Origin of the sequence: uncultured Enterovirga sp., assembly GCF_964242715.1 — a bacterium.
Lineage (GTDB): Bacteria > Pseudomonadota > Alphaproteobacteria > Rhizobiales > Beijerinckiaceae > Enterovirga.
This window is the reverse complement of the sequence record NZ_CAXTAZ010000030.1, coordinates 20,385-38,919: the sequence shown is the minus strand read 5'-3', so window position 1 is coordinate 38,919 and position 18,535 is coordinate 20,385. Positions and strand designations below refer to the sequence as shown.

The 18,535-nt window shown below is 68.4% G+C and carries 18 protein-coding genes; 6 read left to right on the top strand and 12 right to left on the bottom strand.

Annotated elements, in window-relative coordinates:
• The first annotated feature begins 47 nt into the window (after window positions 1–47).
• From queC to ACFE87_RS15190, 3 genes are all read left to right on the top strand, one after another.
• Window positions 48–779, top strand: coding sequence for a 7-cyano-7-deazaguanine synthase QueC (gene queC / locus ACFE87_RS15200; RefSeq protein WP_375460492.1), 732 nt, complete (start codon window positions 48–50; stop codon window positions 777–779).
• Window positions 780–849: 70 nt separating this feature from the next.
• Window positions 850–2,073 (top strand): VWA domain-containing protein, encoded by a 1,224-nt coding sequence (locus tag ACFE87_RS15195; protein WP_375460491.1) that lies wholly within the window; start codon window positions 850–852, stop codon window positions 2,071–2,073.
• A gap of 57 nt (window positions 2,074–2,130) precedes the next feature.
• Window positions 2,131–2,694 carry a VUT family protein gene (locus tag ACFE87_RS15190; RefSeq protein WP_375460490.1) on the top strand — a complete coding sequence of 188 codons (564 nt, stop codon included), beginning with the start codon at window positions 2,131–2,133 and terminating at the stop codon, window positions 2,692–2,694.
• A 32-nt stretch (window positions 2,695–2,726) separates the two neighbouring features.
• Here the strand turns inward: ACFE87_RS15190 and ruvB are convergent, their stop codons facing one another.
• The 9 genes from ruvB to ACFE87_RS15145 all read right to left on the bottom strand — a co-directional run bounded on the left by ruvB (window position 2,727) and on the right by ACFE87_RS15145 (window position 11,944).
• Window positions 2,727–3,779: a Holliday junction branch migration DNA helicase RuvB gene (ruvB, locus tag ACFE87_RS15185; RefSeq protein WP_375460489.1), complete on the bottom strand. Its 1,053-nt coding sequence runs from the start codon at window positions 3,777–3,779 to the stop codon at window positions 2,727–2,729.
• Window positions 3,780–3,922: 143 nt separating this feature from the next.
• On the bottom strand, window positions 3,923–5,245 hold the full coding sequence (hslU, locus tag ACFE87_RS15180; protein WP_375460488.1) for an ATP-dependent protease ATPase subunit HslU: 1,323 nt from the start codon (window positions 5,243–5,245) through the stop codon (window positions 3,923–3,925).
• 4 nt (window positions 5,246–5,249) lie between these two features.
• Complete coding sequence (locus tag ACFE87_RS15175; protein WP_375460487.1) at window positions 5,250–5,777, bottom strand: GNAT family N-acetyltransferase; 528 nt, start codon at window positions 5,775–5,777, stop codon at window positions 5,250–5,252.
• On the bottom strand, window positions 5,774–6,847 hold the full coding sequence (locus ACFE87_RS15170) for a hypothetical protein (RefSeq protein ID WP_375460486.1): 1,074 nt from the start codon (window positions 6,845–6,847) through the stop codon (window positions 5,774–5,776). The genes ACFE87_RS15175 and ACFE87_RS15170 overlap by 4 nt, the downstream gene beginning before the upstream one ends.
• A 120-nt stretch (window positions 6,848–6,967) precedes the next feature.
• Window positions 6,968–8,857 carry a cobaltochelatase subunit CobT gene (cobT, locus tag ACFE87_RS15165; protein WP_375460485.1) on the bottom strand — a complete coding sequence of 630 codons (1,890 nt, stop codon included), beginning with the start codon at window positions 8,855–8,857 and terminating at the stop codon, window positions 6,968–6,970.
• Window positions 8,854–9,591: a haloacid dehalogenase type II gene (locus ACFE87_RS15160; RefSeq protein WP_375460484.1), complete on the bottom strand. Its 738-nt coding sequence runs from the start codon at window positions 9,589–9,591 to the stop codon at window positions 8,854–8,856. The genes cobT and ACFE87_RS15160 overlap by 4 nt, the downstream gene beginning before the upstream one ends.
• 3 nt (window positions 9,592–9,594) lie before the next feature.
• Window positions 9,595–10,083: a DUF29 domain-containing protein gene (locus ACFE87_RS15155; RefSeq protein WP_375460483.1), complete on the bottom strand. Its 489-nt coding sequence runs from the start codon at window positions 10,081–10,083 to the stop codon at window positions 9,595–9,597.
• Between the two features lie 116 nt (window positions 10,084–10,199).
• A complete protein-coding gene (cobS, locus tag ACFE87_RS15150) occupies window positions 10,200–11,186 on the bottom strand; it encodes a cobaltochelatase subunit CobS (protein ID WP_375460482.1) in 987 nt (328 codons plus the stop codon).
• Window positions 11,187–11,329: 143 nt separating this feature from the next.
• Window positions 11,330–11,944: a J domain-containing protein gene (locus tag ACFE87_RS15145; protein ID WP_375460481.1), complete on the bottom strand. Its 615-nt coding sequence runs from the start codon at window positions 11,942–11,944 to the stop codon at window positions 11,330–11,332.
• A 95-nt stretch (window positions 11,945–12,039) separates the two neighbouring features.
• On the opposite strand from ACFE87_RS15145, the gene ACFE87_RS15140 reads away from it, so the two are divergent.
• The gene (locus ACFE87_RS15140) at window positions 12,040–12,288 is read left to right on the top strand and encodes a BolA family protein (protein ID WP_375460520.1); all 249 of its coding nucleotides are present in this window, start codon (window positions 12,040–12,042) and stop codon (window positions 12,286–12,288) included.
• On the opposite strand, the gene ACFE87_RS15135 is transcribed toward ACFE87_RS15140, so the two are convergent.
• The 3 genes from ACFE87_RS15135 to ACFE87_RS15125 form a co-directional block, all read right to left on the bottom strand.
• A complete protein-coding gene (locus tag ACFE87_RS15135; protein ID WP_375460480.1) occupies window positions 12,263–13,498 on the bottom strand; it encodes a nitrate/nitrite transporter in 1,236 nt (411 codons plus the stop codon). The two genes, ACFE87_RS15140 and ACFE87_RS15135, sit on opposite strands and share 26 nt — an antisense overlap.
• Window positions 13,499–13,585: 87 nt before the next feature.
• A complete protein-coding gene (locus tag ACFE87_RS15130; protein WP_375460479.1) occupies window positions 13,586–14,752 on the bottom strand; it encodes an acetyl-CoA acetyltransferase in 1,167 nt (388 codons plus the stop codon).
• 93 nt (window positions 14,753–14,845) lie between these two features.
• Entirely contained in the window at window positions 14,846–15,754 is a 909-nt protein-coding gene (locus tag ACFE87_RS15125) for an EamA/RhaT family transporter (protein ID WP_375460478.1), read from the bottom strand.
• A gap of 160 nt (window positions 15,755–15,914) precedes the next feature.
• On the opposite strand from ACFE87_RS15125, the gene ACFE87_RS15120 reads away from it, so the two are divergent.
• Together ACFE87_RS15120 and ACFE87_RS15115 are read left to right on the top strand one after the other, a co-directional pair.
• Window positions 15,915–17,399 (top strand): D-alanyl-D-alanine carboxypeptidase family protein, encoded by a 1,485-nt coding sequence (locus ACFE87_RS15120; RefSeq protein ID WP_375460477.1) that lies wholly within the window; start codon window positions 15,915–15,917, stop codon window positions 17,397–17,399.
• Window positions 17,392–18,525, top strand: a complete 1,134-nt coding sequence (locus ACFE87_RS15115; RefSeq protein ID WP_375460476.1) for a CobW family GTP-binding protein — start codon at window positions 17,392–17,394, stop codon at window positions 18,523–18,525. The genes ACFE87_RS15120 and ACFE87_RS15115 overlap by 8 nt, the downstream gene beginning before the upstream one ends.
• The last annotated feature ends 10 nt before the right edge of the window (window positions 18,526–18,535 follow it).

The following is an 18,535-nucleotide window of genomic DNA, read 5'->3' as shown; positions in this document are numbered from 1 at the left end:
CTACTTCGGTAAAGTAATACTTCATGCCGCCTCGGGCAAGCCGCCCCATGACCACGCTCTCCGACGACCGCGCCCTCGTCCTGTTCTCCGGCGGGCAGGATTCCACTACGTGCCTTGCCTGGGCGCTCGGGCGTTTCGCGGAAGTGGAGACGCTGGGCTTCGATTACGGGCAACGCCACCGGGTCGAGCTCGATCTCCGGCCCGGCATCCGGGCCGGCCTCGACGGCATTCCGGTCGGACCCGGCCGGCTCGGGCCGGACCACCTCCTGTCCCTGCCGGTGCTCGGCGCCATCTCGGAAACGGCTCTCACGCGGGATGTGGAGATCGGAATTGGCGAGAACGGGCTGCCGACGACCTTCGTGCCGGGCCGGAACCTCGTCTTCCTGAGCCTCGCGGCCGCCCTCGCCTATCGCCGCGGCTGCCGCCACATCGTGCTCGGCGTGTGCGAGACGGACTATTCAGGCTACCCGGATTGCCGCGACGACACCGTGAAGGCGATGCAGGTCGCGCTCAATCTCGGGCTCGAGGCCCGGTTCGTCCTGCACACCCCGCTGATGTGGCGCGACAAGGCCGAGACCTTCGCGCTGGCCGAAGCGCTCGGCGGCCCGGCCCTGATCGAACTGGTCCTCGAACAGACTCAGACCTGCTATCTAGGCGACCGCAGCGTCCGGCACGCCTGGGGCTATGGCTGCGGTCAGTGCCCGGCCTGCGAGCTCCGCGCCGAGGGCTGGCGGAAGTGGCAATTCGAAAAGTCGGCCGACCTGCCCGAATTGCGGTGACCAGAAGAGCGCCGTTTGCCCATGAGCCGGAAACCCGACCGTAACGGGTCGCGGGTAAAATGGTCCGATCATGAACTGTCGCGGCCGCCTGGCGAGCCTTTTCCGGACCTTCGAGCGTGATGCCCGCGGCAGCGTGGCGTTGATGTTCGGCTTTCTGGCGATCGTCCTCGTCGGAGTCGCCGGGGTGGCCTTCGACTATTCCCGCATGGCTCTGGTCCAGACCGGTCTGCAGCGGGCCGTCGACGCGGCGGCCCTGCTCGTTGCGCGAAACCGGGAGCAGGTCGGCAACTACGCCATGCCGGACGCGCTCGCGACGAGCTATCTCAAGAACACCTTCGACGTCGACCAGCTGACGGATCTGGTCGTCAAGGTCACATTGTCGGAAGATCGCGTCCGCGTCGACGCGGCCGGCAACCTGAAGATGACGCTCTCGAACGTGATCGGCGTCAACAAGAGACCGGTCAGCAGCTCGGCTGAGGCGCTGTTCGGTGACAACAAGCTCGAGCTTGCCCTCGTCCTCGATAATACCGGTTCGATGAGCGCGTTGAACAAGCTCGAAACCCTGAAGGCGGCCGCCCACCGCTTCGTCGACAAAATGCAGGCCGGCAATATGCAGCCCGGAGCCCTAAAAATCGCGCTCGTCCCGTTCGACACGAATGTCAATCTGGGCGCGCTGCGCACGTCCTCTTGGGTCGATTCCGCGTCGCAGACCTTTTGGACGAACGACCCCTCGAAGGCCGGTTGCGTCTGGGACCGGGATCAGCCGCATGACGCGCTGGACACGCCGCCCAATGCTGGAGCCACGGCCTTCAGCGCGGATACGAGCCGGTCGGCTCCCTGCAGCCTGGCCCCGATCATGCCGCTGACACAGGATTTCGGGGCGCTGCACAACGCCATCTCCGGCATGGTGGCGAGCGGCAACACCAACACCACGATCGGTCTAGCCTGGGGTTACCATGTCCTGACCCGGTCCGAGCCGGTCACGAACGCCGCGCCGAGCAACACCAAGAATCTCTCCAAATACATCGTCTTCATGACCGACGGCGACAACACGCAGAACCGCTGGTCCAAGAGCCAGACGGAAATCGACGCCCGCACGCGCCGCGTCTGCGACAGCGTCAAGGCCGACAAGATCCAGGTTTTCACGGCCCGGATCATCGAGGGCAACGCGAGTTTGCTCCGGGAATGTGCCACGTCGCCGGACATGTATTTCGACGTGCAGGACATGTCGCAGCTCGATCCGGTCTTCGATAAGATCCAGAAACTGATCAGCGGGACGCGCATCGCGCGGTGACCGGTCCCCCTTTGCCGGCTTGACGAACGGGGTGCCCGAGCGGCAAGGGCTCCGCCCATGCTTCTCGCCCGCCAGCGCCTGATCGAAGGCTGCGCCGCATTCGCGGCCTTCACCCTCACGATCCCGGTCGCGAACTGGATGATCGGACAGGTCGGGACGACCTGCGTTCCGGCCGGACCCTGTCTCATCCCGGTCGCGCCCGGCCTGATGGCACCCTCGGGCGTCGTGATGGCCGGCCTGGCCCTCGTGCTCCGCGACCTCGTCCAGCGGCGTCTCGGCTTCTGGGCCGGCGTGGTCGCCATCGCTGTCGGCGGGCTGATTTCGATGGTGCTCGCCCCGGCCGCGATCGTGGTCGCTTCCGCCACGGCCTTTCTCCTCTCGGAACTGGCCGACCTCCTCGTCTACACGCCGCTCCAGCGTCGCCATTTCGTATGGGCCGTGGTGCTGTCCAGCACGGTCGGCCTCGCGATCGATTCCGCGATCTTCCTGCAGCTCGCCTTCGGCAGCCAGGCCTATTTGCCGGGCCAGATCGTCGGCAAGCTCTGGATGGTCCTCATCGCGATCCCGGCGCTCGCCTGGCTGCGGCGCCGCGACGACCGCATCGGCCTCCAGCCGGCCTGAAGGCCGGGAGCCGGCCTGAAGGCCGGCTCGCCTCACTCGTCCTCGGCGTCGCCGAACAGCCCGAATTGCAGCGACGGATCGCGCTTCGGCTCGGTGAGGCCGAGATGCCGGAAGGCATGGCCGGTGAGGACGCGGCCGCGCGGGGTGCGGGCCAGGAGCCCGCGCTGGATCAGGAACGGCTCGATGATCTCCTCGATCGCGTCGCGCGGCTCCGACAGCGCCGCAGCGATCGTCTCGATCCCGACCGGGCCGCCACCGTAATTCTTCGCAATGACGGCCAGGTATTTCCGGTCCATCAGGTCGAGCCCGACCTCGTCCACGTCGAGGAGCCGAAGCGTCTTGTCGGCGATGTCGCGCGTGATGGTCGCGGCTCCATCGACGAGCGCGAAATCCCGCACGCGGCGGAGCAGGCGGCCGGCGATCCGGGGCGTCCCGCGCGACCGCTTGGCGATCTCGTTCGCGCCGTCCTCCGAGATGCCGATCCCGATCACGCGGGCGCCGCGCTTCACGATCAGCTCGAGTTCGGCGACCTCGTAGAATTCGAGGCGGATCGGGATGCCGAAACGGTCGCGCAGCGGGGTGGTGAGAAGGCCGGCCCGGGTCGTGGCGCCGACGAGGGTGAAGCGCGGCAGGTCGATCTTGACCGAGCGGGCCGCAGGCCCTTCCCCGATGATGAGGTCGAGCTGGTAATCCTCCATGGCCGGATAGAGGATCTCCTCGACAGCCGGGTTGAGGCGGTGGATCTCGTCGATGAACAGCACGTCGCGCTCGTCGAGATTGGTCAATTGCGCGGCGAGGTCTCCGGCCCGGGCGATCACCGGACCGGAGGTCGAACGAAAGTTGACCCCGAGCTCACGGGCCACGATCTGGGCCAAGGTCGTCTTGCCGAGGCCCGGCGGCCCGACGAAGAGCACATGGTCGAGCGCGTCTCCGCGCGTCTTCGCGGCCGAAATGAAGACGCCGAGATTGGAGCGGGCCGCTCGCTGCCCGATGAACTCGGTCAGCGTGAGCGGTCGGAGCGAGGTGTCGGGATCGTCCGGCCGGGTCTCCGGTGAGGCGAGGCTCTGTTTCGCTGGAGGCCGCAAATGATGTCCGAACTTGCTCCGCCAGCGGCAGATGCCACGACGCGGCACGCTTCCTTATCATCGATCTTGGATCACGCGGACAGAGTTCGCGCGACAGGGTCGGGCACCTTCGCGCGAGGCGCCGAAGGACCTCCGCGAGCCGGCTACAGGATGAACCGGCTCAGATCCGTGTTCTCGGAGAGCGACTCGACCTGGGCCCGCACGTAGGCGCCATCGATCCGGAACGCGTCCCCCGAGCGATCCGGCGCCGTGAACGAGATGTCGTCCAGCACCCGTTCGAGGACGGTCTGCAGGCGACGGGCGCCGATATTCTCGACGCTCGCATTCACGTGCACCGCGATCTTGGCGAGAGCCTCGACGGCATCCTCCGTGAAGACGAGATCGACGCCCTCCGTCGCCATCAGGGCGACCGATTGCTTCAGCAGAGACGCCTCGGTCTCGGTCAGGATGCGGCGGAAATCGTCGATCGTGAGCGGGTTGAGCTCGACCCGGATCGGTAGTCGGCCCTGCAATTCGGGCAGGAGGTCCGACGGCTTCGAGACGTGGAAGGCCCCGGACGCGATGAACAGGATATGGTCGGTCTTCACCGTGCCATGCTTCGTCGAGACGCTGGTTCCCTCGATCAGGGGCAGAAGGTCGCGCTGCACGCCCTCTCGCGAGACGTCGCCGCCGACGCGGCCGCCCTCCGACCGGGCGCAGATCTTGTCGATCTCGTCCAGGAAGACGATGCCGTTATTCTCGACCTGCCGGATCGCCTCCTGGACGAGGGCATCCTGGTCGAGAAGCTTGTCGGATTCCTCGGCGATCAGCGGCCCGTAGGCGTCCTTGACGGTCGTCCGGCGCGCCTTCGGCCGGCCGCCGCCGAGGGCCTTGCCCAGCATGTCGGAGAGGTTGATCGCGCCCATGGAGGCGCCCGGCATGCCCGGGATGTCGAACATCGGCAGGCCGGAGGCGCCGCCGCCGCCCGCGATCTCGATGTCGATCTCCTTCGTGTCGAGTTCGTTCGCCCTGAGCTTCCGGCGAAAGGAGTCGCGCGTCGCGGGCGAGGCCGTCGTGCCGACGAGCGCGTCCAGCACCCGGTCTTCCGCCGCGAGATGCGCCTTCGCCTCGACATTGCGGCGCTTTTCGTCGCGCACGAGGCCGATCCCGACCTCGAGGAGGTCGCGCACGATCTGCTCGACGTCCCGGCCGACATAGCCGACCTCGGTGAAGCGCGTCGCCTCGACCTTCAGGAACGGCGCGCCCGCGAGCCTCGCGAGGCGCCGGGAGATCTCCGTCTTGCCGCAGCCGGTCGGCCCGATCATCAGGATGTTCTTCGGCGCGATCTCGTCCTTGAGCGGGCCCTCGACCTGCTGCCGGCGCCAGCGATTGCGGAGCGCGATCGCGACGGCGCGCTTGGCGTCCTGCTGGCCGACGATGAAGCGGTCGAGTTCGGAGACGATTTCGCGGGGAGAAAAGGTGGTCATGGCCCTATCTGGGGTCGCTCGTGTCCCGGGTCATCAGGAGAGCCGGTCCGTCCTCGGTGTGGCGCAGTTCGATGGACCGAAAGTCCGCCCTCGCATAGGCCCGGACGGCGCGGTGGTTGTCGGGATCGGGGTCGATCATCACCCGGGGTGCTCCGGCCTGGAGGAGGCGGTCCGCGAGAAGGCGCAGGAAAGAGCTGCCGTGGCCCTGTCCCACGTGGTCCGGCTCGCCGATGAACGGGTCGATGCCGCAGGTCCCGGCGGGCTGGTCCGAGAAGGGGTTTCCCGGCCAATCCTCGGGCTTCCAGACCTGGGCGTAGCCGATCGGCCGCCCGTCGAGGACGAGCAGCCATTGCTCGACGCGCGTATCCTGGAGGTCGCCCGAGATGAGATCATATTGCTCCTCGGGATCGGTCCACCAGGCGGACACATGCGGCTCCACCAGCCAACGCCGGATGAGCGGCAGATGATCTGGCGTCAGGAGCTGGAAGCCGTAGCACTCGCCCTCCGGGCGGCCAGGCTCGGCTTGCGTCATGGCGAAACCGGCCGCGGGAGCCGGGCGACGAGGCCCTCGGGCGCGAAGCCGAGCAGGCCCCTGCGAAGCGGAGCCCAGCCGGCGCTGAGGAGGAGCACGAAGGCGCCGAGCGCCAGCATGGTGACCGGCGTCGTGGTGTCGGAGAGGCCGACGCTCCGGATGAGCGAGGCGAAGGCCACGCCCGCATAGACGAGGCCGGAGACGAGGATGGCCCGCCGGTCCACGAAGACCGCGACGATCGCGAGCGCAAGAAAGATCGCGAGCACGATGGCCGCGGCTCCCGGAGGCAGCAGGCCGCGCCCGACCCCGATCATGTCGAACAGCGAATGCACGATCAGCGGGGCGGCCAGGAGGTGGAGCCAGAAGGCGATGTCGGTGCGTCGTGTTCGCCGCGCAGGGTCGGCGAGGTCGAACCGCATTGCGATGGCGAAGGCCCCGATGCCGAGCGCCAGGAGGATCGGATTGGCGAGGCGCGCCGTCAGGTCGGGCGCGCCCACGTAGAAGAGCATCAGGACCATGAAGGCGAGCGCCGCCACCCCGGCCGCGATCGTGATCGGCACCCGGAAGCGGAGATAATGCAGCGCCGCCGCTGCGGCGGTCGCGAGCCCGGCGAGCGCGCTCGTCAGCGGATCGCGGTTCGGCCGGACCACGATGTCCAGCCATCCGAGGCGCGGCCCTGCCTGGCCGGGCTCGCTCCCGAGAGCCGCGACCAGCGCCAGGAACACGGCCGAGGTGAAGACGACGAGAAGCACGATCGAGGGCAGCGCCATCCGGCGCCGGCGGGTGAAGAATTCCGCAAGAGCCCAGGCGAGCAACGCGACGAGAGCAGCGGTCGGCCCGTCCGACAGATGTCGGCCGATCAGATAGGCGGCCGATCCCAGGAACAGGACCAGGCCCAGCGTCACGAAGATGTCGGCGAAGCCCGTGACGAAGCGCAGGCGCTCCTCGTCCACCGGTTCCGGCCGCAGCTCCGGCTCCTCCTGCCGCGCGAGGCTGCGCAAAGCGGCAGCCTGACCCGGTGCGATCAACCCCTTCTCGACGGCGAGGTCGAGCACGCTGTCTGTGATCATCGGCGGGGACGCGCTCGAGCCGAAACAAGAAGGATCATGCGGGATGGGTGCGGAACAGCCCGCAGATGGGGAGGCGGACGCCATGTCACGGTCGGAGCCACGGCATGGATCGTTCCGCCCTCAGGCGTGGGCCCGCCGCCGTCCTCCGCGGGCCGGCATGGCGGCCTCCTCGAACAGGGCGGCCAGGTTTTCGGTCATCACGCCGCCGAGTTCCTCGGCGTCCACGATCGTGACGGCGCGCCGGTAATAGCGGGTGACGTCGTGGCCGATGCCGATCGCGATCAGCTCGACGGGCGAGCGAGTCTCGATCTCGTCGATGACATAGCGAAGATGGCGCTCGAGATAATTGCCGGAATTGACCGAGAGCGTGGAATCGTCCACCGGCGCGCCGTCCGAGATGACCATCAGGATGCGGCGCTGCTCGCTCCGGGCGAGCAGGCGCTCATGGGCCCAGTGCAGCGCCTCGCCGTCGATATTCTCCTTCAGCAGGCCCTCGCGCATCATCAGGCCGAGATTGCGCCGCGCCCGCCGCCAGGGTGAATCGGCCGACTTGTAGATGATGTGCCGGAGGTCGTTCAGGCGGCCGGGACTGGCCGGCTTGCCGCCTTGGAGCCAGCTCTCGCGCGACTGCCCGCCCTTCCAGGCCCGCGTCGTGAAGCCCAGGATCTCGACCTTCACGCCGCAGCGCTCGAGCGTCCGGGCGAGGATGTCGGCGCAGGTCGCCGCGACCGTGATCGGCCGCCCCCGCATCGAGCCCGAATTGTCCAGGAGAAGCGTGACCACCGTGTCGCGGAATTCGGTGTCCTTCTCCTGCTTGAAGGAGAGCGGCTGGTGAGGGTCGATGATGATGCGGGGGAGCCGGGCCGGATCGAGAATGCCCTCTTCGAGATCGAAGCTCCATGACCGGTTCTGCTGCGCGAGAAGCCGCCGCTGCAGCCGGTTCGCGAGACGGCCGACGATGCCCTGCAGATGGGAGAGCTGCTTGTCGAGATAGGCCCGGAGGCGCGCGAGCTCGTCGGCGTCGCACAGGTCCTCGGCGTCGACCTCCTCGTCGTATTTCGTCGTGAAGGCGTGGTATTCCGGCCCGCGCGTCTCGTTCTGGCGGGACGGCGGCGGCCGCCAGGCCTCCGAAGATTCGTCGGCATCGGTATCGTCCGATTCCTCGGGCATCTCGCCCGAGGGGGAATCGGCCGCTTCGGTTGCGCCTTCCTCCATGTCGTCGGCGGCTTCGTCCTGGAGGTCGAGCTCGGCCCGCTCGCCCTCGGCGCGTTCCTCCGATTCGCCCTCCCCGCCTTCGGACGGGTCGGACTCGCCCTCGTCCTCCGAATCGTCCTCGTCGCGGTCGAAGGAGGAATCGTCCGCCATGTCGAGCGAGGACAGGAGATCGCGGACGGACCTGCCGAAGGCGCGCTGATCCTCGAGGGCCGTCAACAGCCCATCGAGATCCCGGCCGGCCCGCTCCTCGATGAAGTCGCGCCAGAGATCGACGATCTTGGCCGCGGCCGCGGGCGGTTTCCGGCCGGTCAGCCGCTGGCGCACCATGAGCGCGACCGCGTCCTCGAGCGGCGCGTCGGCCCGGTCGGTGATGTCCTCGTATTTGCCGCCGCGATGGTAGCGGTCCTCGATCATCGAGGCGAGATTGTCCGCGACCCCGACCATGCGGCGCGCGCCGATCGCTTCCACCCGGGCCTGCTCGACGGCGTCGAAGACGAGCCGAGCCGCCTGACTCTGAGGCGCGAGCCGCCGATGGGTCGCGGCGTCGTGGCAGGCGAGCCGAAGCGCCATCGAATCGGCATGGCCGCGCACGATGGCGACGTCCTCGGGAGAAACCCGGCGCGGCGGTTCCGGCAGCCTCGCCTTCTCGCCGGTGAGCAACGGCCGATCGGACGCGTAGCTCACCTCGAGGTCCGGACGACGGGCGAGCGCCCGCATGCAGCCCGCGATCGAGCGCTTCAGGGGCTCGTTCGGGGTCTCCTTGCGGTCGCCGGGTTTCCGGTTCGAGATCGTCATGCGCCGAGGCGCTCCGCCAGTTCCGACAGGCTGCCGGCCGCGACGTCGACCGGCACCGTCGGGCCCGCCTCGCCGGTCGCCGGCCCGTATTCGTCCGGCCGGGCGACATGAGCCGTCCGCAGGCCGCAAGCGGCCGCAGCCGCGAGGTCATAGGAATGCGCGGCGACCATCATGCAGCGCTCCGGCGGGAGCGCGAGGGCGTCCGCCGCCGCGAGGTAGACCTCGGGCTTCGGCTTGTAGTCGCGCGCGATCTCCGCGCCGAGGATCGCGTCCCAGCCGAAATTATTGTGCCGGGCAAGATCGACCATCAGCGCGATATTGCCGTTCGAGGCTGGCGCCAGCTTGAACCTGCGGCGCAGGCGCGACAGGCCGAATTCCACGTCCAGCCAGGCATCGAGCCGATGCCAGACGAGGTTCAGGCGCTGGCGCGCGGGGTCGTCGAGATCGTCCAGCCCGAAACGCGGCAGGATGCGGTCCAGGTTCTCGCGATGCAGGATGTCGAGCCGCACATAGCCCCGGTTGCCGGCCCGGACGCCCTCCATGCCGGGCTGGTATTCCGCCCGCCAGGCATCGGCGAAGGCCTCGCCGTCGATCCCGCGTCCGAGCCCCGCGACCTCGCGGGCGATGGTCGTCCGCCAATCGACGAGCGTGCCGAAGACGTCGAAGAAGAGGGCTTCGACGGAATCGGGCGACGATCGCGTATCCCCGAGCTGTGACACTTCGAGCCGAGACACGTTCTAAAGCTTCCGATCCATTGCGAAGACGCGATCCATGACGTCAGACCAGACGTAAGGGCACTCGGCGGGAAAATCGTCATCGGGAATGCCGGTCTCTATGGATGCCCAGCCGCGAGCATCCTCGTAGCTCTCGGCCAGCGCCTCCGGCAGCCTCGGCTTGAGTCCGGGATTCTTATCGACGAGCCGCCTGATCCGACGGCGGTGCTCGCGGATCGTCCCCTCCCAGGAGGCGGAGCGATGCTCCGACTGCTGATCCCATTTCAGCATGTGCATAACGAGGATCTTGAGCGAGCCTTGCAGGCGATAGAACTGCACCTTGCCCAAATCGCTCAACTCCTCGGCGACGTTCTCTGCATCAATCTCGGTCAGCCGTCCCGCCCGAAGAAGGGTGACCTGCCGATCGATCCAGGAAACGTAGTCCAGGTCGTAGAGGTCGCTCGAGCCGTGAGCGGCGCTCAAGCTCTGCCCCGACTTTGTGGTCGCAACCATTCCGACCTCCCAGGCTGGCCCGCCTACCGGCGGCTGAAATCTTTGGGACCGACTGCGACGTAGTGTTTTACAACGCCGTAGGTCGGCTCGATCTGGACCTTCATCATCGGGGCGCCTCAGGTCAGCGCCACGTTGACGGCGCTCTCCGGCAGTTCCTTGCCGAAACTGCGCTGGTAGAATTCCGCCACGAGCGCGCGTTCGAGCTCGTCGCACTTGTTGAGGAACGTCACCCGGAAAGCGAAGCCGAGGTCGCTGAAGATGTCCGCGTTCTCGGCCCAGGTGATCACGGTGCGGGGCGACATGACGGTGGAGAGATCGCCGTTGATGAAGGCGTTCCGGGTCAGGTCCGCGACCCGGACCATCTTGTTGACGATGTCGCGCCCCTCGGGCGTGCGGTAATGGTGGGCCTTGGACAGGACGATGTCGACCTCGACGTCGTGGGCGAGATAATTCAGCGTCGACACGATGGACCAGCGGTCCATCTGGGCCTGATTGATCTGCTGGGTGCCGTGATAGAGGCCGGACGTGTCGCCGAGCCCGACCGTGTTCGCGGTCGCGAAGAGGCGGAAGGCGGGGTGGGGGCGGATCACCCGGCTCTGGTCGAGCAGCGTCAGGCGGCCCGAGGATTCGAGAACGCGCTGGATCACGAACATCACGTCCGGACGGCCGGCGTCATATTCGTCGAAGACCAGCGCGACGTTGTTCTGGTAGGCCCAGGGCAGGATGCCGTCGCGGAACTCGGTGATCTGCAGCCCGTCCTTGATGACGATCGCGTCCTTGCCGACGAGGTCGATCCGGGACACGTGGCTGTCGAGGTTGATGCGCACACAGGGCCAGTTCAGCCGCGCCGCGACCTGCTCGATATGGGTCGACTTCCCCGTGCCGTGATAGCCCGTGACCATGACGCGGCGGTTGCGCGAGAACCCGGCCAGGATCGCGAGCGTGGTCGGCGGATCGAAGATGTAATCCGGATCCGTATCGGGAACATGGTTCTCGGACGTCGAATAGGCCGGGACCTCGAGATCGGAATCGATCCCGAACACCTGGCGGACGGACACCTTCATGTCCGGTACGGCCGGCGCGGTCTCTTTCGTGCTGAGCATAGATCGCCTCATTGCGGGAGGGCCTGGAGCCGGAAGCCCTGCCGCGCCTGTCTCGGCGGCCGGCCGGCCGCGCGCCTCGGTGTCTTAGCCCCGCACTCGGGACCGTGCAATTTGCCGGCCGCGACCGCCCCGGCCGGTCCGCCTCAGCACAGACCCGCCGCTTTCAGCGTGTCATGCGCCCGGATGATGTCGCGCAGCCGGTCCTCGAAGGAGCGATCGCCGCCATGCGCGTCCGGGTGGAAGCGTTTCACGAGCGACTTGTATTGCGCCTTGATGGCGGCTGCATCCGCATTCTCCTCGAGTCCCAGCGTCTCGAGCGCCTTGAGCACCGGGCCCGGACGGCGCGGGCGTTCCGCCTCGGGCGCGCGCCGCGCATGGGCGGGACGCGACGAACGCAGGATGCCGAGGGGGTCGAGGTAATCGAATTCGCCCGGCGGGGGACCGCCGTCGCGGCGCTTCCGGTTGCCGTTGACGCCCATGTCCCAGGTCGGACGGTGGCCGATGGCGGCGTCGCGCTGATAGGCGACGACGTCGTCGTCCGGCATGCCGGCGAAATAATTGTAGGTCTTGTTATACTCGCGCACATGGTCGAGGCAGAAGCGCCAGTATTGGCCCTCGTGGCCGCGTCCCTTCGGGGCCCGATGCGCGCCGGCGGCCGAGCAGCCCTTCTGGTCGCAAACCGGCTCGCTGCGCGGCCGCGGCTCGTCGCAGGACGGCTTGATCCGGATGCTGTCGAAGAATGGCGAATTGAGATCCATGTCGGGTCGATTATGGGTGGACGAGCGCGGTTCGGGCAAGCCCGCCGGCTGCGACCTTACGGTCGGGGAGCGTTGACGTGACGTTACGGAACTGGATGGTCGAAACTTTGACGCGCGACCTCGCGCCGGTCTCGGTGTCGGTCGAGGACGAGTCGCATCTCCATGCCGGCCATTCGGGCTGGCGGGAAAGCGGCGAGACCCATTTCAGGATCGATGTCGTGTCGGCGGCCTTCGCCGGCAAGAGCCGCGTCGAGCGGCACCGGATCGTGAATGCGACCTTGGCGGACGCCTTCGGCCGTGGACTGCACGCCCTCGCCATCAAGGCCCGGGCACCGGGAGAATAGCCCCGGATGCCTGCGGCCCCCGGACCTCCCGAGGTCGCGGCGGCGCGAAGGCATAGATGACGATCGTGCCGAAAAGGAGCGCTCCGAACAGGAGAAACAGGCGCTCGTAGGTGAGCGCATCCGGGGTCCCGGCCTCGTGCGCGGCCTGGACGAAGCGGCCGGACAGCCATTGCAGAAGGCCCGCCCCGGCGATGAAGGCGAAGTTCATCGTCGTGACGCCGCGGCCGATCAGAGAGGGCGGCATGAACAGCCGGGCATGCGACATCAGGATCGCATAGGTGATCCCGGCGCCCCCGACGGTGATCAGGAGCACGATGGACAGAGCTGCGCTCGTCTCCCCCCACCAGCCGAGCGCAAGGAAGGCCGCGGCGCAAAGCGCGGCTCCGGCTATCGTCGTCGGCTTGGGGCCGAGCCGCTGCTCGATCGGGCCGAAGGCGAGCGCGCCGACCGACATCGCGATCGCCATGGCCAGCACCGCATGGCCGAGCGGCCCGGGGCCCAGCCCATGGACCGAGCTGAGATAGGGCGCGATCCAGAGCGAGCGGGTCGCGATTACGACCGCGTAGCTGACGAAGATGAGCGGCAGCAGCAGCCACAACACCCTGATTCGCAGAATCGTCGCGAGGCCGCCGAGGATCGACTGATCCGACGTATCGGCTTCGATCGCGGGCGGATCCCGCAGCACCGCATAGACGAGCGCCACGGCGAAGGCCGTGAAGCCGGCGATCGCGAGAAGCGATGGCCGCCAGCCATACCGCTCGACGGCGACCGCGAGCGGCGAGGCCCCGATCAGGTTCCCGATCGAGCCGAGCCCGATCACGGTCGTCGACATGGCGGCGAAGCGGTCGGCCGCGTAGCGGCGCGCGAAGACATACATGCTGGCCATCAGCACGGGCGCGCAGCCGAGGCCGATCAGGGCCATGGCGGCCAGCCCCTCGGCATAGTTCGTCGCGGCCGAGAGCCAGGCGGACCCCACGACCGCGGCCAGCATGATGTAGGCCAGCGTCCGGCGCGGGCCGAAACGGTCGAGCGCATAGCCGACCGGGAATTGAGCGACCGCGAAGGCCGCGAACCAGATCGCCGACAGCGCGCCGAGCTGCGCCGAATCGAGCGTCAGGTCGCGCGCCATATCGGCCGCGACGACGGCCAGGAAGGAGCGGAAGAACTGGCTCACCGTATAGGCGACGAGCAGCGCGACGAATGTCGGCACGGGCGAGGTCCCGGCGTCCGGCAGAGAATGCGGAGGCGGTGCGAGAAGCTGGCGGGTGGGGCGGTCGCGTCCGGCAGGACGGAGCCGCTACCTCACCCGCTCGAGCACGGAGACGTAATTCGCGACCGCCGCCCCGCCCATGTTGAAGATGCCGGCGAGTTCGGCGCCCTCGACCTGGATTCCGCCCGCCTCGCCGCAGAGCTGCATGGCCGAGAGCACATGCATGGAGACGCCGGTGGCGCCGACCGGATGGCCCTTGGACTTCAGCCCGCCCGACGGGTTCACGGGCAGACGCCCGCCCTTCTCCGTCCAGCCCTCCTTGATCGCCCGCGCGCCCTGCCCTTCGGGGGTAAGCCCCATCGCCTCGTATTCGATGAGCTCGGCGATGGTGAAACAGTCATGCGTCTCCACGAAGGAGAGGTCGTCGAGGCCGATCCCGGCCGCTTCGAGGGCCCGCTGCCAGGCGACCGTGCAGCCCTCGAACCGCAGGATGTCGCGCCGGGAGAGCGGCAGGAAGTCCTGCGCGTGCGCCCGCGACCGGAACGTGACCGCCCGGTTCATGGTCGCGGCCGTCTCGGATTCCGCGATGACGAGCGCAGCGGCGCCGTCCGAGACGAGCGAGCAATCGGTCCGCTTCAGCGGTCCGGCCACGAAGGGGTTCTTCGCCGATTCGGCCCGGCAGAAGTCGAAGCCGAGATCCTTCCGCATCTGCGCATAGGGGTTGTCGACGCCGTTGCGGTGGTTCTTGGCCGCGATCATGGCGAGCGCGTCGGACTGGTCTCCGTGGCGCTGGAAATAGGATTGCGCAATCTTGCCGAACACGCCGGCGAAGCCGCCTTCCGTCTCGCCTTCCTCGGCGAGGTAGGAGGCGCGCAGGAGATTGCGGCCGATCTCGGCCGAGGGCGTCCGGGTCATCTGCTCGACGCCGACGACGAGGACCACGCGGGCCTGCTTCGCCTCGATCGTCTTCAGGGCCTGATGGACGGCCGCGGATCCGGTCGCGCAAGCATTCTCGACCCGCGTCGCCGGCTTGAACCGGAAGCCGTCATCGGCCTGGAGCACGAGGGAGGCCGTGAAATCCTGGGGCGAGAAGCCCGCGTTGAAATGGCCGAGCACGATCTCGTCGACATCGCCCGCCCCGATCCCGGCATGGTCGAGCGCCTCATGCGTGACCCGGGTGATGAGGCTTTCCACGGTCTCGGCATCGTGCTTGCCGAACGGCGTATGGGCCCAACCGACGATCGACGGCTGCATGGCGTTTCTCCCTGTCTTCGGCTGCATATGCGCCCGTCATTCCGCTCCGACAAGCGCGGCGCGCTCATGGCTCCGGCGTCGATGGAGCGACCCTCACCGCGAGGTGAGGAGAAGCACGATGACGCCGATCACGATCAGCGCCATCCCGCCGAGTTCGCGGCGCGAGGTCTCCTGCGCCATGATGCGTCGGGACACGATCTGCGCGAGCACGACCTCGACCAGCGCCAGCGTCCTGACATTCGCGGCCGCCGTGAGGGCGAAGCCGATGAACCAGAATTGCGAGGCCGCCGCCCCCACGAAGCCGGCCGAGAGGGACGTGCGCCAATGGCGTAGGCTGCCGGCCAGGGCGGCCCGGTCGAAGAAGGCCAGCCAGATGCCCAGGATCGTCGTCTGCAGCCCGAGGCTCCAGGCGAGCGTGGTCGTCGCCCGCGCGACGAACGATCCCGAATCGAACGCGAGGATGGCGCCTCGGAACCCGACGGTCGAGATCGCGAAGAGGGCACCCGACCCGATCCCGAGAAGGATAGGCCGCCATCCGCCCTGGCCCAGTTCGCCCGAGACGCGCGGGCTCCAGGAGACGAGGACAACCCCGAGCGTCGCCGTGACGATGGCGGCGAGCGCCAGCGGCGGCAGCCGGTCGCCGAGCACCACGAAACCGAAGGCGGCGATCTGGATCGCCTCCGTCTTGAGGACGGCCGTCACGACCGAGAAGGAGCGCAGCCGCATCGCGGCCAGCATCGTCGCCGTGGCCAGGATCTGGGTCACCGATCCGAGCAGCAGGAAGGGCGCGAAGCCGGCTCCCGGCCCGGGCAGCGGCTCGCCCGAGATCAGCAGCACAAGCGCCAGGAAGACGAGAGCGAAGGGAAAACCGTAGACGAAGCGGACCTGTGTCGCGCCGGCGGTGCCGATGGTTTCGGTCAGCCGCCTCTGCATCGTGTTGCGGGCCACCTGGCCGACCGAGGCGATCAGGGTCGCCGGGATCCAAAGTAAGCCCACATCCATGACGGTCGCGCGGAACCCGGCTTCGTGCTATGCCTTGCTGCTGCCACGTATGAGCCGATACGTGTGGGGCAACAAGGGCGTGCCCGTCCTGCCCGACCATCGGACCCGTGCGACCGTCGCGTCGCACGCGGGAGCCTGCCGACTCACCGGAGCTGAATGAATGGCCGCGAGCCGAGCCACCTTTCTCGCGATCGCAACGCTTGTGCTGGCCGCGATCGGCTGCGGATCGGCGCGCGCCCAGACGCCCGGCCTCGTGGTGGACGCGGATACGGGCCGGGTCCTCTTCGCCGAGCGAGCCACGGACCCCTGGTTCCCGGCCTCGATCACGAAGCTGATGACGACCTATGTCGCGCTGGATCAGGTGCGCCAGGGCAGGGCCTCGATGAACGGCCTCCTGACCATGTCGGAGACCGCCGCCGCCCAGCCCCCGTCGAAGCTCGGCATGCGGCCGGGCCAGACCATGACGCTCGAGAATGCCCTGAAGATCATCATGGTCCTGTCGGCGAACGACGTCGCCCAGATGATCGGCGAGAATCTGGGCGGCGGGTCGGTGGAAGGCTTTTCCGATCTCATGAACGACACCGCGCGCCGCCTCGGCATGCGCGAGAGCCGCTGGGTCAACCAGCACGGTCTGCCGGATGCCCGCCAGCAGACCTCCGCGCGCGACATGGCCGTGCTGGCCCGGGCGCTGATGGCGCATTTTCCCGAACACGAGGCGCTGTTCCACATCGGAGCCCTGAAGCTCGGCAACCGGATCATGCGCAACCATAACGGCCTCCTCGGCCGCTATCCCGGCACGGACGGAATGAAGACGGGCTTCATCTGCTCGGGCGGGTTCAACGTGGTGGCGACCTCGACGCAGAATGGGCGCCGGCTGATCGCCGTCGTGATGGGGTTCCCGTCCGCCCGAGAGCGCGACCTCCGCACGGCCGACCTCTTCGATTCGGGCTTCGCCTCGCTTGGCTGGGGCTCGCAATCCCTCGACACGTTGCCGCCATCGGGCTCGATGGCCGCGCCCGACATGCGGCAGTCGATCTGCGGTCCGAAGCGGCGTCAGCCACAGGAGAATGACGAGCAGACGAGCGCTCAGGCCGGCAACGCCGACAACCCGATCGCGAGCCTGTTCTCGCCCTCCGCCTTCGGCCAGGGCGTGGCGGGTGCAGCCGCCACAGGAAGCCGTCGCACGCTCGGGCCCCGGGTCGCCTTCGAACCGATCCCGGTCTGGCTCGGCGCGACGCCCGGTTCCGTCGCGAGCGACGAGGGCCAGGTCAAGGGACAGCGGACCAGGGCTGCCGGGAACCGGGGCCGGACGAAGGTCGTCGCCAGCCCGGGGCCGGCCACCGCGGCCTTCACGTCATCGGCCGGAACGCCGTCGCCGATCGCGAGCGGCATCGGGGCCGACAAGGCGAACCCGGTCGCGGCGAGCGCCGGCGCGGCCGGGCGGCGTAAGCTCGGCGCGATTCCAGACCGGCCGAAAACCGCAGCCGCGCTGGAGGGCATGAACCCCGATGCCGGGAAGCCGAAGCCGAAGGCGGCCGCGAAACCCGCCCCCAAGGTGAAACCCGTGCCCGCTGCGGCGGCAGCCGGAAATGCGGCGGCGAAGACGGCCGCCCGCGCGAAACCCGCCCCGGCCGGTCGTGATTGAGAACAGGTCCGGCCAGCGCCCGGCCGGACCTCCGCCGCCGATCCCGCTCACGATCCTGACCGGCTTCCTGGGCGCCGGGAAGACGACGCTCCTGAACCGCCTCGTCGCCGACCCGGCGCTCGCCGACACGGTCGTCGTCGTGAACGAGTTCGGCGAGATCGGGCTCGACCACCTGCTCGTCGAGACCGTGGAGGACGGCCTGGTCCTCCTGTCGGCCGGATGCCTGTGCTGCACGGTCCGGGGCGATCTCGTCCAGACGCTCGAGGACCTCCTGCGCAAGCGCGACAACGGCCGGATCGTGCCGTTCCGCCGGGTCGTGATCGAGACGACGGGGCTCGCCGATCCCGCGCCGGTCCTGGCCGCCGTGCTCTATCACCCTTACCTCTCGCGCCGTTACGCGATCGAAGGCGTCGTCACCGTCGTGGACGCGATGCATGGCGCGGCCACGATCGAGCGGCACGAGGAAGCGCGCCGGCAGGTCGCCGTCGCCGACCGGATCGTGATCAGCAAGGGCGATCTCGCGACGGACGGGGGGCAGGTGCTCGAGGACCGGCTGCGGCAGCTCAATCCGGGGGCAGTCCTGCTCCGTGCCGTCCAGGGCGAAATCCCGGCCGAGCAGGTCATATCGGGCGGGTTGTTCGACGCGGCCGGCAAAATCGCCGACGTCGCGGCGTGGCTCCGGGCCGAGGAAGTCGCCGCGGCGAAGCATGGCGCGCACGACCACCACCACCACCACCACGTGAGCCGGCACGACGCGCGCATCCATTCCTTCGTGCTGACGAGCGAAGCGCCTGTCGGCCAGGGCGCGCTCGACACATTCCTGGAGATGCTGCGGGCTCAGTTAGGCCCCAAGCTGCTGCGGCTGAAGGGGCTCGTGGCGCTGAAGCACGACCCGTCACGGCCGCTCGTGATCCAGGGCGTGCAGCACGTGATCCACGTCCCGGCCCTCCTCCCGGACTGGCCCGACGCGGATCATCGCACCCGGATCGTGCTGATCGTGGAAGACGTGCCGCGGCAGGCAATCGAGCGGATGTGGCGGGCCTTCACGGGCCAATCGTCCCTCGACGAGCCGGATGCGGCGGCCTTGACCGACAACCCGCTCGCGCCCGCCACCATGGCGCGATAAAGTCTTGCTT

What these genes read in the sequence shown, in the direction of transcription:
- cobT (WP_375460485.1), bottom strand. Translation starts at nt 8,857, where the DNA reads ATGACGATCTCGAACCGGAAACCCGGCGACCGCAAGGAGACCCCGAAC.
- ACFE87_RS15145 (WP_375460481.1), bottom strand. Translation starts at nt 11,944, where the DNA reads ATGGATCTCAATTCGCCATTCTTCGACAGCATCCGGATCAAGCCGTCC.
- cobS (WP_375460482.1), bottom strand. Translation starts at nt 11,186, where the DNA reads ATGCTCAGCACGAAAGAGACCGCGCCGGCCGTACCGGACATGAAGGTG.
- ACFE87_RS15125 (WP_375460478.1), bottom strand. Translation starts at nt 15,754, where the DNA reads ATGGATGTGGGCTTACTTTGGATCCCGGCGACCCTGATCGCCTCGGTC.
- ACFE87_RS15120 (WP_375460477.1), top strand. Translation starts at nt 15,915, where the DNA reads ATGGCCGCGAGCCGAGCCACCTTTCTCGCGATCGCAACGCTTGTGCTG.
- queC (WP_375460492.1), top strand. Translation starts at nt 48, where the DNA reads ATGACCACGCTCTCCGACGACCGCGCCCTCGTCCTGTTCTCCGGCGGG.
- hslU (WP_375460488.1), bottom strand. Translation starts at nt 5,245, where the DNA reads ATGACCACCTTTTCTCCCCGCGAAATCGTCTCCGAACTCGACCGCTTC.
- ACFE87_RS15140 (WP_375460520.1), top strand. Translation starts at nt 12,040, where the DNA reads ATGGTCGAAACTTTGACGCGCGACCTCGCGCCGGTCTCGGTGTCGGTC.
- ACFE87_RS15195 (WP_375460491.1), top strand. Translation starts at nt 850, where the DNA reads ATGAACTGTCGCGGCCGCCTGGCGAGCCTTTTCCGGACCTTCGAGCGT.
- ACFE87_RS15130 (WP_375460479.1), bottom strand. Translation starts at nt 14,752, where the DNA reads ATGCAGCCGTCGATCGTCGGTTGGGCCCATACGCCGTTCGGCAAGCAC.
- ACFE87_RS15170 (WP_375460486.1), bottom strand. Translation starts at nt 6,847, where the DNA reads ATGATCACAGACAGCGTGCTCGACCTCGCCGTCGAGAAGGGGTTGATC.
- ACFE87_RS15175 (WP_375460487.1), bottom strand. Translation starts at nt 5,777, where the DNA reads ATGACGCAAGCCGAGCCTGGCCGCCCGGAGGGCGAGTGCTACGGCTTC.
- ACFE87_RS15155 (WP_375460483.1), bottom strand. Translation starts at nt 10,083, where the DNA reads ATGGTTGCGACCACAAAGTCGGGGCAGAGCTTGAGCGCCGCTCACGGC.
- ACFE87_RS15190 (WP_375460490.1), top strand. Translation starts at nt 2,131, where the DNA reads ATGCTTCTCGCCCGCCAGCGCCTGATCGAAGGCTGCGCCGCATTCGCG.